Below are 15,131 nucleotides of genomic sequence, written 5' to 3' on the forward strand. Positions count from 1 at the left end.
GAATCCGCCATGAACCCCATCACCGCCGACTTCGCCCGCACCGTCGACCTGGAGCACCGCGAGCGCATCACTCGGGAGTACGCCGCCGCACGGCGTACTTCCGAGGCCTGGAAGCGCGCGTTCCACGCGCTGCTCGGCCTGTTGGACTCCGACACCGAGCCGGTCGTGCGAGGGTCCGCCCGGCACGCGTGAGCGCACAGCACAATGACGGCATGGCCACCGTCGGACCCTTCGTGGGCCGGGACCGTGAGTTGCACGAACTGCTCGCGGCGCCCGGCATCACGCTGCTCGGCGGCGACGCGGGCGTCGGCAAGACCCGGCTCCTGCGCGAGCTGGCGGCCGCGACCTCCGACCGGGTCCTGGTGGGTCACTGCCTCGACCTCGGCGAGAGCAGCGCGCCGTACCTGCCGTGGTCGGAGATGTGGGGCCGCCTCGCCCAGTCCGAACCCGAGACGGTCGACGAGCTGGTCGGCCGCAGACCCCTGCTCGGGTCGCTGTTGTCGGGGTACGACGTCGCGACCTCGGCCCCTGTGCGGGGCGACGCCGGACCCGCCGCGCTGTACGACGCGGTGCACGCCGGTCTGGAGAGCCTCGCGGCGCACGCGCCCATCACCGTGATCGTGGAGGACCTGCACTGGGCGGACCGGTCGACCCGCGACCTGCTGACCGTCCTGTTCACCCGCCAGTTCGAGGGGCCGGTGCGGTTGGTCGCGTCGTACCGCGCCGACGACCTGCACCGGCGCCATCCGCTGCGCCGGATCCTGGGCGAGTGGACCCGACTGCCCGGCGTCGAGCGGTTGGTGCTCGAACCGCTGCGGGACGACGACATCCACCACCTCGCCACCAGCCTGCGCCCGTCGATCACGACCGATCAGGTCGACATGGTGCTGGCCCAGTCGGGCGGCAACCCGTTCTTCGTCGAGGAGTTGCTCGCGGTCGACCGCACGAACGGCACAGGCGTGCCGGAGGATCTCGCCGACCTGCTGCTGGTGCGCGTCGACGCGCTGTCCGACGACGCGCGCACGGTCGTCCGGGCGGTGTCGGCCGCCGGCCGGTCCGTCGGTCACGCGCGACTGGCCGCTGTCGTGCCGCTCTCTGCGGCCGGGCTGGAGGTCGCCCTGACGTCCCTGGTCGACCACAACCTCCTGGAGGCGCGAGGCACCGACAGCTACACGTTCCGGCACGCCCTGCTCGCCGAGGCGGTGTACGACGACCTGCTGCCGGGTGAGCGGGTCCGGTGGCACTCGGCGTACGTCGACGCGCTGGCCTCCGCGGATGAACTGGGGGCGGCCGCGGACCTTGCCCACCACGCCCGCGCCGCGGGGCAGCACGAGGTCGCCGCGCAAGCGGCGGTCCGGGCGGGCGACGAGGCGATGCGTGCCGTCGGCCCAGCGGACGCGGCGCGACTGTACGAGGACGCGTTGGCGATCCTCGCCCAGCACCCGGACGTCACTCCCCCGATCTCGCTCGCGCAGGTCGCCGCGCGCACCTCGGCAGCCCTGCTCGCTGCGGGCGACCCCTACCGGGCGGCACAGACCGCCCGTGAGGCGCTCACGGTGACCGGCCTCGCGGCACACGACTACGCCGACCTCGTCATCGGGCTCGTCACCGCCGCCATCGGCACCGGTGACCCGCTGGACCCGACCGTCGAGCTGCGGCACGCCCTGCGACTGCTGGAGCCGGAGGGGCCCACGGCGCGCGCCGCACAACTTCATGCGCTGCTCGGGAGGTGGCTCTTCTTCACCGACGATTTCGACGACGCCCTGGCCGAGCTCGCGACGGGCCGTCGCCTGGCCCGCGACCTGGACCTGCCGGCCGTCCTGCTCGACGTCGACACGACCAGCGCGCGGATCTTCGACATCCGGGGAGAGAGCGCCGCCGCGCTCGGGCAGCTTCAGGACGTCGCCGAGTCCGCTCGGCGTGCCGCGGAGTACGACCCGGAGGTTCGCGCGCTGCACCAGGTCGCGCGGGTCTACACCCGGCAGGGGCGCCACCGGAAGGCACTGCAGGCGTTCGAGGTCGCGCTGCAGCGGTCGATCGAGACCCGTCACGAGACCGCCATCTTCGGGATGGACGCGAGGGTGGCGTCGGCGTACTGGGCGGTGCAGACCGGGGACTGGGCCCGCGCGGAGCGGTGGCTGGCCGCACCCCAGCTGCAGAAGGCGCCGTACGCCGCCGGGCAGCTCCGCGCCGTGGCCGCCACCTTGGCGGCGGCTCGCGGAGACCACGACGCAGCCCTGCAGTCCGCACTCGCGCTGCAGCCGTTGTGGTCCAAGGACGTCTTCCTGGCTGTGCACGGCGGCGCGGCGCTCATCGATGTGTTGGGTGCACGGGGCGAGCTGGACCGGATGCTGCAGGCGCTCGACGACCTGGTGGAGATCTTCCGCGCCACCTGGAACGCTCCGCTCATCGATGCCCGGATCCGCCTGTCCGGCATCGCGATCGGACACCTGGCGACGAAGGCCGACCCGGCGTACACGGACGACGTGAGCCGGCTCGCTGAAGCAGCTGCCGAGGTCGCCGCGCGAGCCGAGGCTCTGGACGACCTCGGCCCGGAGTCCGTGGCGTGGGTGACCCGGGTGCACGTGGGCGTCCAGCGGTTCGCGTGGGGCGGCAACGGCGCCGCGCCGGCCGAGCTGATCGCGCTGCTGCGCACCGACGTGCGGCAGTTCGATGACCTGGAGATCCCGCTCGAGGCGGCGAGGGCGCGGCTGCACCTGGCCCGGGCGCTGGGCGCGTCGGGTGGTCCCGGTGCCGCGAAGGAGGCGCGCGAAGTGGCGCTCGCCGCGGAGCAGGCGATGCGCGACCTCGGCGTTCGTTCGGTCGCCGAGCCGACCGCGTCGCACCCGACCCTGACCGCCCGCGAGCGCGAGGTGCTCGAACTGGTGGCGCGAGGGCGCACGAACGGCCAGATCGCGCGAGAGCTGTTCATCAGCGTCAAGACCGCGAGCGTGCACGTCTCCAACATCGTCGCCAAGCTCGGCGTCTCGAACCGCACCGAGGCGGCCATGGCAGCCAGCGCCCAGGGACTGCTCAGCGACACCAGTGCGCCCGGTTGACCTGCGCCGTCCGCCGAGTGGTCACAAGTGGACGGTGCCGGAGTCGAAGCATCGGCCGAAAGTGACCACTCGACACGCGTCCTAGGCTCGACGAACCACCGTCCGAGGGAGCCGCTATGCGTCGCCGTCTGTTCGTACTGCTCACCGTTGTGCTCAGCCTGCTCGCGTCGTGCCTGATCGGTGCGCAGGTCGCATCGGCGGCGGGATACATCGAGACCGGCGCCGACAATCCGGTCAGCGCCGCGCCGCCGACCAGCCGACCGGCCACCGAGCACTGCACGGCGACGCTCGCCTCGCATTTCCGGTCCAACGCCGCGGACGGATCCGCTCAGAACTACTCCGGCACGCTGGCTCCGCCGGCCGCATGCGCCGGCAAGGCCTGGTCGAAGGTCGTCCTGGATTCCACGACGTCGGTCAGCGGACGGCAGTACGACCGCAGCGGCACCCTCACGATCGGCGGCGTGACCGTCTGGTTCGGGACCACCCAGGAGCCGGGCGGCCCGACCCCCACGACGTTCTCGTTCGCCAAGGACATCACCGACTTCTCTGCACTGCTGCGTACGCCGCAGCCGTACACCGGTGGGTACGTCAACTACACCAACTCGACCTACACCGGTGTCTACGACCAGACGGTCCGCATCACCTACTACCTGGCCGATTCGCGGCACCCCGCCCCGAAGGTGCCCGACAAGGTCGTGGGCGTACCGGTGCAGGACCTGAATCCCTCGAGCCACACGACGACCACCACGATCGCCGGACTGCCGCGCAACATCACCGGCGCGCGCCTCGACGTCACGCTCAAGGGCAACGGTTGCGACGAGCAGTGGTTCACCGCGGTCCCGGACGCCGTCGCCGCGGACTACCCCGACGCGGGCCTCTGCGCGGCCGGCTCCTTCCGGGAGGCGACGGTGGCGGTCGACGACACCCGCGCCGGTGCGGTGGGGACCTACCCGCACATCTACTCCGGCGGGATCGTGCCCACCCTGTGGCGTCCGGTCCTCGCGATCGACACGTTGGATCTGCGGGCCGAGTCACTGGACCTCACGCCCTTCGCGGGTCGGCTGGTCGACGGGAAGTCGCACACCCTGACGTTCGCCATCTCCCCGATCGGCGACACGTGGAACGTCACGGCCGCGCTCTTCCTCTACACCGACCATCACCGCGCGCGTACCTCGGGCAGCCTCACCTCGGCGAACGTCGCGGCCGCCGCGACCACGGGCACCACGGTCGACCCCGCCCGGCAGGGCGCGGTGCACTACTCCCAGACCGCCCGCCGCGCCGACTCGGTCACCGGTTACATCGACACCTCGGCGGGCCGCGTGGTCACCACCGTGTCGACCGGGCGCACCTGGAGCAACGCGGGCACCGTCAGTGACTCCGGAGCGGTGCAGTCCATCCGTCAGCAGGACCTGATGACAACACGCTCGGTGTCCCGCGTGGGCGCCCGGACCGTGCGCAGCCTGTTCCTGCGGGAGTCCTACCCGATCACCGTGGACTTCTCGGCCGCCGACTACACAGACGATCAGAACTTCTCGCTCACCGGGTCGGTGACGATGGCTCAGGACGTCGCCCGGTTCGTTACCGACGGCCGGCACGCCGCGGGACTGGCCTACGACTGGCGCGTCTCGTCGTACGGCGTCCTAGCGAGGTCGCAGGGGGTCACGAGCCAGTCCGACGGTCATTCCGTGACGTCGTACGTCGGCACGGGTGCGACCGGGCGCCCGTACTGGCACGTCATCACCACGAACCACGGGCGGGTGACCTCCGACCGGCACCTGGGCAGCTGAGTCGGTAGCACCGCCCGCTGTTGAGATCCGGGTTCAGGCGGGTCTGGGCGCGGCCTCACTGTCGCGAAGCCGGATCTCAGCGGGAGGTGGGCTCGGGGATCAGTCGCGGGCGGTCAGGACGAGCGGGTCGCCCGAGGTGACCGCGACGGTGTGCTCGCTGTGCGCTCCGCGGGAACCGTCGGCGCTGCGCAGCGTCCACCCGTCGGGGTCGGTGAAGATCTCGTCGGTCGTGTGCATGAACCACGGCTCGATCGCGATGACCAGTCCCGGCTGCAGTTTGAGGCCGCGCCCCGCACGGCCGTCGTTCGGCACGTGGGGCTCGCCGTGCATCGTGCGGCCGACTCCGTGCCCGCCGAACTGGGTGTTGACGCTGAAGCCGTCGGCATGCGCCACCTGGGCGATCGCCGCGCTCACGTCTCCGAGCTTGTTGCCACCGCGGGCGGCAGCGATGCCGGCGGCCAGCGCGCGCTCGGTGCAGTCGATGAGCGCGAGGTCCCGCTCTCGCGGGGTGCCGACGACGACCGAGAGGGCAGCATCCGAGACCCAACCACCCAGGGATGCGGCGAAGTCCACCGACAGCAGATCGCCGTCACGCAACGCGTAGTCGTGCGGAAGTCCGTGCAGGACAGCGTCGTTCACGCTCGTGCACAGCACCTTGCCGAACGGCATCGCGCCGAAACTGGGGTGGTAGTCGATGTAGCACGATTCCGCGCCCGCGTCCCGGATCATCTGGTGCGCCAGGGCGTCGAGGTCGAGCAAGTTGACCCCGACGTCGGCCGCGTCCTTCAACGCGGTCAAAGTGGCGGCCACCAGCTTCCCGGCAGGGCGCATCTGGTCGATCTCGGCGGACGACTTCAGTTCGATCACGTCGTCCACCGTATGCCGCGCCTACTCAGCGAGCCAGGCGGCGTACGCGTCGAACGTGTAGGGGCGACCGAGGAAGTCCGCCACCAGATCGGCGGCGTCCTTGCTGCCACCCGCCGCGAGCACCCGGTCGCGATAGCGCGCCGCGACGTGCGGCTCGAAGAGATCCTCGGCGTGGAACGCGCTGAACATGTCCTTGGCGATGACCAGTGACCACATGTAGGTGTAGTAGCCGGAGCTGTACCCGTCCAGGTGCCCGAACGAGCACTGGAAGTGGGTGTCCTCGATGTAGGGGAAGACCGAATACCGCTGCTGTGCCTCACGAACAGCGGTCGTCAACTCCTCAGGACGCTGCTGGTGGATGCCGACCGACAAGGCCGCGTAGAACATCTGGGTCCGCGCCAGGTAGCCCTTGCCGAAGTCGTCGGCCGTGCGCATCCGGCGTACGAGGGCCTCGGGGATCACGGTGCCGTCGGCGTCGACCGCGAACTCGGCGAGGACGGCGGGGTCCCACGCCCACTCCTCCAACATCTGGCTCGGCGCCTCGACGAAGTCCCACTCGGTGGCGACCCCGGTGAACTCCACCCACTCCTGCCCACCGCCGATGACGTGGTGGATCAGGTGACCGAACTCGTGGAAGAACGTCGTCACCTCGGAGTGCTCCATCAGCCCGCGGCTGAAATTGCACACGAGCACGCCCTCGGGCAGCTGCCGTCCGCGGATGCCCTCCACCAGGGTGAATTGCGCCGCGTGCTTGTACTTGCCCTCGCGCGGGTGCAGATCGAGGTAGATGCGCCCGATCCGGGTGCCGTCGCGCAGCACGTCGTACGCCGCGACGTCCGGCGCCCACACCGGCGCGTCGGGCACCGGCTCCCAGGTCAGCCCGAACAGCCGGCCGGTCACCGCGAGCAAGCCCTGCAGCACCGCGTCGAAGCGGAAGAAGGTGCGCACGAGCTGCGCGTCGACGTCGTAGCGTTCCTTGCGCACCAGCTCGCTGTAGTAGGGCAGGTCGTAGCCGTAGATGTCCTGCGCGTCGGGGTCGTCCTGACGCAGCCGGTCCAGCACGATCTGCTTGTCACGCTGCGCCGCGTCGGTGGACGCCGCCAGGATCCGGTCGATGAACTCGTTGATGGCCGACCCGGTGCGGATCATCTTGGTCTCGGCGTTGAAGTCAGCCCAGTTCGCGTAGCCGAGCAGCCCGGCATGCTCGGCCCGCAACGTCAGGATGCGTTGCAGGACCTCGTCGTTCGCGGGCCAGGCGATGTTGAGCCGCTCCAGGCTGATCGCGCGCCGGGTCGCCGGCACCGAGCAGAACGTGCCCACCGGGACCGAGTCCGGATAATCGGTCGTGACGGTGATCAGCCCGTCGTCGTCCGGCTCGTGGGAGGCGAGCCAGTCCGCAGGCATCCCGGTCAGGTCCTCGGGGCGCACCCGGATGGACCGCACGCCCTCGCGGATGTTGCGACCGAACTCCTGGCTCGCCCGCAGCTCGAGCTGGGCCAACTCGCGCAGCCGGGCGCGAGTCGTCTCGTCACGGTCTACTCCGGACCGACGGAAATCGCGCAGCTGCCGCTCCAGCAGACGTGCGGCCGTCGGGTCCAGTCCCCCGCTCGACAGCGCGTCGAAGATCGCGAAGAGCTCCCCGTCCAGCCCGAGGTCGGTGGCGAACTCGTCGATCTGCTGCATGGTCCCGTCCGCGGCCTCGCGGACGTCCTTCTCGGGGTTGGTCTCGGAGTAGACCGCAGCGCTCGCGGCGGCGTTGCTCACCTCGATCTGGATGTCGTTCCAGGCCTGCAGCACCGCCAGCGGGTCCGTCGGCGGCTCGGCCTTGAGCGACCGCACCATCTCCCTGGCGCGCTCCAGGCTGCCGCGCGAGCGGTCACCGAGCCAGCTCATGGTGTCGTCGGGGGCGGGCAGCTCGAGGGCGGCCGCCGTGCTGTCGGTGGTCTGCGTCGTCACCGCGTCAATCTAAACCCCGGTAGCGGGGCCGGGGCTGGCAGTGCGGGCAACTGAAGGAGGACCGGTTCATGAACGATTCCCGCACGATGAGCGTGCCGCATCGCCGGCACGGGCGGCCGACCCGCCCGTACGCCTCCAGCGACCGCTCGAAGTAGCCGCTCGCGCCGTTGACGTTCACGTACAACGCATCGAAGCTCGTGCCGCCGTGGCCGAGCGCCGCGGTCATCACGGCCGAGGCCTCGTCGAGCACACCGCGCAACGCCGCCAGCGGGAGCCGGTCGGTCGCGCGTTCACCGTGCAGCTCCGCCCGCCAGAGGGCCTCATCCGCGTAGATGTTGCCGATGCCCGAGACCAGCGACTGGTCCAGCAGCGCGCGTTTGATCTGGGTACGCCGCCGCCGCATCGCTCGCACGACCGCCTCCTGGTCGAACGCCGCCTCCAGCGGATCCGGTGCGATGTGCGTGATCACCGACGGCACGAGCCTGGGCGCGTCCTCAAGGGTCGCGCCGACCTCGTCGGGCACCAGATCGACCAGCTGCAGTCCCCCGAAGGTGCGCTGGTCGACGAACCGCAGCTGCAGACCGTCGTCCAGGTCGAAGATCGCGTGGGCGTGCTTCTCACGCGGCGCGTCCGGCGGTTCGACCAGCATCTGGCCGCTCATCCCGAGGTGCACGACCAGCGCCTGATCGCCGTCCAGGCGCAGCCAGAGGTACTTGCCGCGCCGTGAGGCCTCGTGGACTGCGACGCCCGTCAGCCGGGACGCCAGATCGACCGGTCCCGCGAGGTGCCGACGCGCGACCCGCGCACCGTGCACCTGCACGGACAGGAAGCGGCGTCCGACCACGTGATCGGCCAGCCCCCGGCGGACCACCTCGACCTCGGGCAGTTCAGGCACTGGTGCCCGCGCGCTCCTTCAGCCGACGCCAGGCCTGCTCGGCGGCCAGCTGCTCCGCGGACTTCTTGTTGCGACCGATGCCGGTGCCGACCGGCTCCTCGGCGACCAGCACGGTGGCGGTGAAGACCTTGTCGTGGTCAGGGCCCTGCTCCTGCACCGCGTAGTGCGGTGAGCCGAGCCCTGCGGCGGACGCGACCTCCTGCAGCGAGGTCTTCCAGTCCAATCCGGCTCCGAGCTCGGCGCTGGCGTCGATGCGGCCGTCCATCAGGTCGTGGATCAACCGAGCCGCCGCGGACACTCCGCCGCACAGGTAGACGGTGCCGATCACCGATTCCATGGTGTCGGCCAGGATCGAGTCCTTATCCCGTCCGCCGCTGGTCAGCTCCCCCTTGCCGAGCAGCACGAACGACCCGAGGTCGATCTCACGGGCGACCGCCGCCAGGGCGCGCGAATTGACCACCGCCGCACGGAATTTCGCCAACTGGCCCTCGGGCAGGTCGGGGTGCGCGTGGTAGAGGTGATCGGTCACCACCAGGCCGAGGATCGCGTCCCCGAGGAACTCCTGGCGTTCGTTGTGCGGCACCCCGCCGTTCTCGTAGGAGTACGAGCGGTGCACCAGCCCACGCTGGAGCAGTTCCTCGTCGACGTCGGCTCCGGTCTTGTCGTGCAGGATCCGGGCCAACTCCGTGACGGGCCGCTGCGCTGCGTCGTACCGCGCGGACCGTCGGGAGCTGCTCACAATGTGGGTGAAGCTCAGGCCTGGTGCTCGGCGCGGACGGCGTCGGGGTACTGACGACCGTTGTAGCTCCCGCAGGACGGGCACGCCAGGTGCGGCTGCTTCAGCTCGTTGCAGACCGGGCAGTTGGAGACCGCGACGGGCGTGGCCTTCCAGTTCGCGCGCCGTGAACGGGTGTTGGAGCGGGACATCTTCCGCTTCGGGACAGCCACGTCAGTTCCTCTTCTCGTCGGTGTCGGCGGGTGCTCCGGCCAGTCCGGCCAGTGCTGCCCACCGTGGGTCTTGCACTTCATGGTGATGCGTCGGGTCGTCCGCGAGGCGCGCTCCGCATTCGGAGCACAACCCCGGGCAGTCGACCCGGCATACGGGTTGGAACGGCAGTGCAGGCACCACCGCGTCACGCAGCACGGGATCCAGATCGAGCAGGTCGCCGTCCAGTTCGTGCCGGTCGTCGTCGTCATCGCCCACCTCGTCTGCGTGGACGACCCGGTCGGTGTAGGCGAAGAGTTCCTGGAAGCTCACGTCCACGGGGACGTGCACCTCTTCCAGGCACCGTACGCATGCGCCGACCGCCTGCGCCGTCACCGACCCGGACACCAGCACCCCCTCCATGACGGATTCCAGGCGCAGGTCCAGACGGACCGGCGCACCGGTGGGTACGCGGATGACCTCGGTGCCGAGATCCTCCGGTGCCTCGACCGTGCGCGAGAACGATGCCATCGCGCCGGGTCGCCGCCCGAGCTCCCGGGTGTCGAGGACCAGGGGTGAGCGTGGATCAAGGTGCATGGTGTCGTTGTCTCACGAATGATCGAGAAGGGTCGGTCCCGTCACAGGCGACAAGACCAATCGAGAACGATACCGGCTGGGTGCCGCCTAGCCCAAAACGCTTCACCGGGACCGGTCCCGAAGCCGGTCCAACAGCGGCGCGAGCACCGGCGGCGGCACCATCGCCGACACGTCCGCACCGTGCGCCGCGATGAGGCGGATCAGCGAGCTGGAGTAGTGCGCCATCGCCGGGTCGCCGGGCAGGAACGCCGTCTCGATCCCCGTCATCTGGCGGTTCATCTGCGCCATCGGCAGCTCGTACCCGTAGTCGGCCTGGTCCCGCAGACCCTTCACGAGCACCCCGGCCTCCAGCTCCGCGCATACGTCGACGACGAGCCGGTCGCCGTACGCCGCGGCGCGCACCCCCGGCAGGTGCTTCGTCGATGCCTCGATCAGCGCGACCCGCTCCGCGGGCTCGAAGGTGCCCTGCTTCGCCGGGTTGAAGAGCACCGCGACGACGACCTCGTCGTACAGCGCGGCCGCCCGGGTCACGATGTCCAGGTGGCCGGCGGTGAACGGGTCGTAGGAACCGGGGCACACGCAACGACGCGGATCGGCGGCCATGACGGCAGGCTAGAGCACCGGGGACGCACCGTCGCCCGGCGCGTACTCGGAGTACCAGACGGTGGTCTCGCCGTACGCCCGCGACTCCAGCGAGCGCAACCCGTCCGGCCAACGAGGCTCCGGCGACCGGCTCGCCCGCTCCAGCACCACCACGGCCTCGACCTGCAGCCAGCCGCCGGTGACCAGCGTGCGCAGGACTTCGGCGACCTCGTCGTCGGACACGGCGTACGGCGGGTCGATCAGCACCAGGTGCATGGCGTGCGGCGCGTGGCCGCCCAGCGTCTGGACGACCGTGGTCTGGCGCACCTGCGCGTCCAGTCCGAGCTCGGCGACGTTGCGGCGGATCACCTCGGCGGCGCGGCGGTCGGACTCCACCAGCAGCGCGGACCGCGCGCCCCGGGAGACGGCCTCCAGACCGAGAGCGCCGGAACCGGCATAGAGGTCGAGCACCTGCGCGTCGGCGACGGCACCGAGGTGCGCCAGCCGGCCGAAGAGCGCCTCCCGGACGCGGTCGCTGGTCGGCCGGGTGCCGTCACCGGGCGGTGTCGTGATCCGGCGGCCGCGCGCCGATCCGGCGACGATGCGCGGCATCAGCCGCGCTCCAGGAAGGCGGCCTGCACGTCATCGAGCCGGGTGGTGACGAGCTGAGCGAGGCCCGGATGCTCGGCGAGGGTGGGGTCGCTCGCGACCAGGTCGGCGGCGTCGGCGCGGGCCAGGTCGATCAGCTCCACGTCCTTGGGATGGGCGAGGCGCAGCAGCCGCAGGCCGGAGCGGTGCCCGCTCTGCCGCGCGCCGAGGATGTCGCCCTCGGAGCGCAGGCTGAGGTCCAGCTCGGCGAGGGCGAACCCGTCGGTGGTCGCGGCGACGGCGGTCAGCCGTTCGACCGTCTCCTCGTTGTCGGTCGAGGTGACCAGCAGGCACAGGCCGCCGGCGCTGCCCCGACCGACCCGGCCGCGCAGCTGGTGCAGCTGGGAGATGCCGAACCGGTCGGCGTCCATGACGACCATCGCGGTCGCGTTCGGGACGTCGACCCCCACCTCGATCACCGTGGTGCTCACCAGCACGTCGATCTCACCGCGCCCGAAGGCCTGCATCACGGCCTCCTTCTCGTCGGCGGGCAACCGGCCGTGCAGCAGCTCGATCCGCAGCCCCGCGAGGGCGGGCTCGGCACGCAGGTCCTCCAGCATCCCGTGTACGCCGATCGCCTCCGGCCGTTGCGGGGCCGACCCTTCCTCGACAGGCTCCGACGGGTCGGCGTCGAGCAGCTCTCCAAGGTCGCTGTCGTCTCCCTGCCCCGGCGACGGCTCGTCGCCGCCGATCCGGGCGCACACGACGTACGCCTGGTGACCCTGCGCGACCTCCTCGCCGACCCGCTGCCAGGTGCGTTGCAACCAGGCGGGATTCGCGGCCGGCACCAGATGCGACACGATCGGTGCACGCCCCCGCGGCAGCTCCCGCAGCACCGAGGTGTCCATGTCTCCGAAGACGGTCATCGCCACCGTGCGCGGGATGGGCGTTGCGGTCATGACGAGCACGTGGGGGCTGCGAGTGGCCTTGGCGCGCAACGCGTCCCGCTGTTCGACGCCGAACCGGTGCTGCTCGTCCACGACGACCAGGCCCAGCTCACCGAACATCACGGTGTCCTGGATGAGGGCGTGGGTGCCGATCACGATGCCGGCCTCCTGATTCAGGACCTCCTGCAGCGTCGACGCGCGCTGGGCGCGGCTCATCGACCCGGTCAGCAGGGCCACCCGCGTGCCGTGCTCGGCGCCGCCGAGCATCCCGCCCTGCGCGAGGTCGCCGAGCATCGCGGTGATGGAGCGGTGGTGCTGCTGGGCCAGCACCTCGGTCGGCGCGAGCAGCGCGGCCTGCGCACCCGCGTCGACCGTCGCCAGCATCGCCCGCAGAGCCACGATGGTCTTGCCGGAGCCGACCTCCCCCTGCAGCAGCCGATGCATGGGCGTCGTACGCGCCATGTCGGCCGCGATCTGCTCCCCCACCTCGCGCTGCCCGGCGGTCAGGTCGAAGGGCAACCGCTCGTCGAACGCGCTCAGCAGCCCTCCGGAGCGCGGCGGCCTCGCCGTGGCCTGCAGGGCGTCGTACTCCGCCCGCCGCTGCGCGAGCACGGTCTGCACGACGAGCGCCTCGTCGTAGCGCAGCCGCCGACGCCCGCGTCCGGCCTCGCCGAGGGTGCGCGGCAGGTGGATCGCGCGGTACGCCGCCACCTGATCGGCGAGGTCGTGGCGGGCCAGGATCTGCGGGGGCACCGGGTCCGGGGAGCCGTCGAGCTGGTCCAGCACCAACCGGTAGGACCGGGTCAGCTGCATGTCCGTAACGCCCTTGATCGCGCGGTAGAGCGGCACCAGTCCCCCGGCGTAGATCTGCTCCTCACCGCCCGCGTCCAGCAGGGAGTAGTCCGGGTGGGTGAGCTGCACACTCGCGCCGTAGCTGCCGAGCTGCCCGCGGAAGACGCCGCGCACCCCTGGTTGCAGTCGCTGCTCGTGGCCGTACTTGCTGAAGAAGACCAGCTCCGCCTGCGCGCCGTCGGCGTCCTCGATGCGCACCTGCAGCATCTCGCCGCGGCGCTGGCGCATCCGCCGGGTGGTGGAGGCCACGACCGTGGCGATCAGCACGGCCTGCTCCCCCATCGCGAACTCCGACAGGTGCCCGGAGGTGGTCGCGTCGATGTAGCGGCGTGGCAGGAAGTCCAGGAAATCCCCCACGGTGCGCAGGTCCCGCTCCTTGGCCAGCTTCTTCGCGGCGTCACCGAGGACGTCGACGAGCTTGGTGCGGCGGTCGATCACTCGCACCCCACGTCGAGTACGACGCCCGGGCGGCGTCCCGCGAACGAGGTGACCTCCAACTCGGGGCGCGCGGCCGTCAGGTGCTCGGTCAGTGCGTCGAGCAGGCCGTCGGGGGCATCGGCGCCGGCGATCAGGGTGACCAGTTCGACCTCGTCGGTGACCGCGCGGTCGAGCAGTGCACGGCACCGCGTCGGCACGTCGCCGTCGGGCGCGTCGCCGTCGGGCGCGTCCAGGGTGTGGGTGGTGACCGCGTCGGCTGCGTTGTCGCAGTCGCGCCGCAGGGCCTCCGGATCGTCCTGCCCCGCGCGGACCGCGAGCGCCGCGAGCACCTGCGCCGGGTGCTCGCCATGACAGACCGACGAGCCCGGCGACCCTGAGATCGCCCGTTCTGCAAGGGATCGCAACGCGGGTGTGTCAGCCAGCAGCAACCGGTCCCCGATGCCGGCGAGCGCATCGTGCAGGGCGCTCTCGTCCGGCGCGATCAGCACCTGGGCGCCCGGGTCGGCGTCGTGCACCAGGTCGGCCAGACCGGGTGATGCCAGCACGGCCACCACGGGAGAGGCGACCTGCCGCGGGGCGTGCACGTTCTCGAGCTGGTCGGCGAACCGGGTCACCTGGAATCGACTGGGTCGCCCGGCGGACGCCGCCGCGTTCAGGCCGGCGCCGAGGTCGTCGAGGTGGGCGTGCACGCTCCACACGTCCGGCCCGCCCGCGACCACGACGCTGTCGCCCAGGCCCTCCAGGACGCCCGCAAGCAGGTCGACCCGCTCATCGTCGGTGTCGTGCACCACGAACACGAGCTCGTACGCCGGCCCGTCACCGTCGTGCCCACCGTCTCCGGTGGGGCACGGGCGCTCGGGGGCAGCGAGCCAGGCCGGTGTCTCGCCGCCGAGGACGGTGCCCGGCGCCCGGCGAACGACATGGCGCAGCGCTCGCAGCACGAGCCAGTAGCCGACGGCGCCGGCGTCGACGACACCGGCCTCGCGCAGCACCGGCAGCTGCTCGCGGGTGCGACCGACCGCGTCCTCCGCGGCGGTCACCACCGCATCGACCAACTCGACCAGCGGTAGATCCCGGGCGGCGTCCGCCGCATGCGCCGCGGCGTCCGCGACCGACAGCATGGTGCCCTCGACCGGTGCGCGCACTCCGCCACGGGCTCGCCGCGCGGCCTCCCGCAGGACGTCGGCCACATCGGGTGCATGCAGGGGTGCACCGTCGAGCGCGATCACGACGTCCGCCAGGCCGCGCACGAGCTGGCTGAGGATGACGCCGGAGTTGCCCCGTGCCGACAGCACCGTGGACCGGGCGAGCACCCGCACCGAGGTCAGCAGGTCCGGGGGTGCCTCGGAGGCCAGGCCGTCGACCGCCAGCTCCATCGTGACGCTCATATTGGTGCCGGTGTCCCGGTCGGGCACGGGGAAGACGTTCAGCGCGTTGATGGCATCGGCGTGCTCGGACAGGACGACGCGGGCGGTGATGACCCACCGGCGCAACGCCTGCACATCGAGCGCTTCGAGCGGCATACGGTCGCTGTGTCCTTCGGGTGGTCGGTGCGTGGCGCAGACTGCCCGGCAGGCTAGCAATTTGGGATGTGTCGCGCGGCTCGGCTACGATCCTGTGGTTTGCGGACCGCTTGCG

General features: G+C 71.4%; 13 protein-coding genes. 3 read left to right on the forward strand and 10 right to left on the reverse strand.

Annotated elements, in window-relative coordinates; genetic code table 11:
• Positions 1-9: 9 nt before the first annotated feature.
• The 3 genes from J4030_RS13625 to J4030_RS13635 all read left to right on the forward strand — a co-directional run bounded on the left by J4030_RS13625 (position 10) and on the right by J4030_RS13635 (position 4,846).
• Positions 10-192, forward strand: coding sequence for a hypothetical protein (locus J4030_RS13625; protein ID WP_208049773.1), 183 nt, complete (start codon positions 10-12; stop codon positions 190-192).
• Between the two features lie 20 nt (positions 193-212).
• Positions 213-3,059, forward strand: coding sequence for an AAA family ATPase (locus J4030_RS13630; RefSeq protein ID WP_208049774.1), 2,847 nt, complete (start codon positions 213-215; stop codon positions 3,057-3,059).
• A 116-nt stretch (positions 3,060-3,175) separates the two neighbouring features.
• Entirely contained in the window at positions 3,176-4,846 is a 1,671-nt protein-coding gene (locus J4030_RS13635; protein ID WP_208049775.1) for a peptide-N4-asparagine amidase, read from the forward strand.
• Between the two features lie 99 nt (positions 4,847-4,945).
• On the opposite strand, the gene map is transcribed toward J4030_RS13635, so the two are convergent.
• The 10 genes from map to J4030_RS13685 all read right to left on the reverse strand — a co-directional run bounded on the left by map (position 4,946) and on the right by J4030_RS13685 (position 15,016).
• Positions 4,946-5,713, reverse strand: a complete 768-nt coding sequence (gene map / locus J4030_RS13640) for a type I methionyl aminopeptidase (RefSeq protein WP_208049776.1) — start codon at positions 5,711-5,713, stop codon at positions 4,946-4,948.
• A 21-nt stretch (positions 5,714-5,734) separates the two neighbouring features.
• Positions 5,735-7,669 carry a M3 family metallopeptidase gene (locus J4030_RS13645; protein ID WP_307864697.1) on the reverse strand — a complete coding sequence of 645 codons (1,935 nt, stop codon included), beginning with the start codon at positions 7,667-7,669 and terminating at the stop codon, positions 5,735-5,737.
• A 4-nt stretch (positions 7,670-7,673) separates the two neighbouring features.
• Positions 7,674-8,564 carry a bifunctional DNA-formamidopyrimidine glycosylase/DNA-(apurinic or apyrimidinic site) lyase gene (mutM, locus tag J4030_RS13650; protein ID WP_208049777.1) on the reverse strand — a complete coding sequence of 297 codons (891 nt, stop codon included), beginning with the start codon at positions 8,562-8,564 and terminating at the stop codon, positions 7,674-7,676.
• Positions 8,557-9,306 carry a ribonuclease III gene (gene rnc / locus J4030_RS13655; RefSeq protein ID WP_208049826.1) on the reverse strand — a complete coding sequence of 250 codons (750 nt, stop codon included), beginning with the start codon at positions 9,304-9,306 and terminating at the stop codon, positions 8,557-8,559. Before rnc ends, mutM begins: the two co-directional genes overlap by 8 nt.
• 11 nt (positions 9,307-9,317) lie before the next feature.
• Positions 9,318-9,512 (reverse strand): 50S ribosomal protein L32, encoded by a 195-nt coding sequence (gene rpmF / locus J4030_RS13660; RefSeq protein ID WP_208049778.1) that lies wholly within the window; start codon positions 9,510-9,512, stop codon positions 9,318-9,320.
• A 1-nt stretch (position 9,513) separates the two neighbouring features.
• The gene (locus tag J4030_RS13665) at positions 9,514-10,086 is read right to left on the reverse strand and encodes a DUF177 domain-containing protein (RefSeq protein WP_208049779.1); all 573 of its coding nucleotides are present in this window, start codon (positions 10,084-10,086) and stop codon (positions 9,514-9,516) included.
• Between the two features lie 102 nt (positions 10,087-10,188).
• Complete coding sequence (coaD, locus tag J4030_RS13670; protein WP_208049780.1) at positions 10,189-10,689, reverse strand: pantetheine-phosphate adenylyltransferase; 501 nt, start codon at positions 10,687-10,689, stop codon at positions 10,189-10,191.
• Between the two features lie 9 nt (positions 10,690-10,698).
• Positions 10,699-11,280, reverse strand: coding sequence for a 16S rRNA (guanine(966)-N(2))-methyltransferase RsmD (rsmD, locus tag J4030_RS13675; RefSeq protein ID WP_208049781.1), 582 nt, complete (start codon positions 11,278-11,280; stop codon positions 10,699-10,701).
• Positions 11,280-13,493: an ATP-dependent DNA helicase RecG gene (locus tag J4030_RS13680; RefSeq protein ID WP_208049827.1), complete on the reverse strand. Its 2,214-nt coding sequence runs from the start codon at positions 13,491-13,493 to the stop codon at positions 11,280-11,282. Before J4030_RS13680 ends, rsmD begins: the two co-directional genes overlap by 1 nt.
• Positions 13,490-15,016: a DAK2 domain-containing protein gene (locus J4030_RS13685; protein WP_208049782.1), complete on the reverse strand. Its 1,527-nt coding sequence runs from the start codon at positions 15,014-15,016 to the stop codon at positions 13,490-13,492. The genes J4030_RS13680 and J4030_RS13685 overlap by 4 nt, the downstream gene beginning before the upstream one ends.
• Positions 15,017-15,131 lie beyond the last annotated feature (115 nt).

Source organism: Allobranchiibius sp. CTAmp26 (assembly GCF_017565405.1).
Taxonomy (GTDB): domain Bacteria; phylum Actinomycetota; class Actinomycetes; order Actinomycetales; family Dermatophilaceae; genus Allobranchiibius.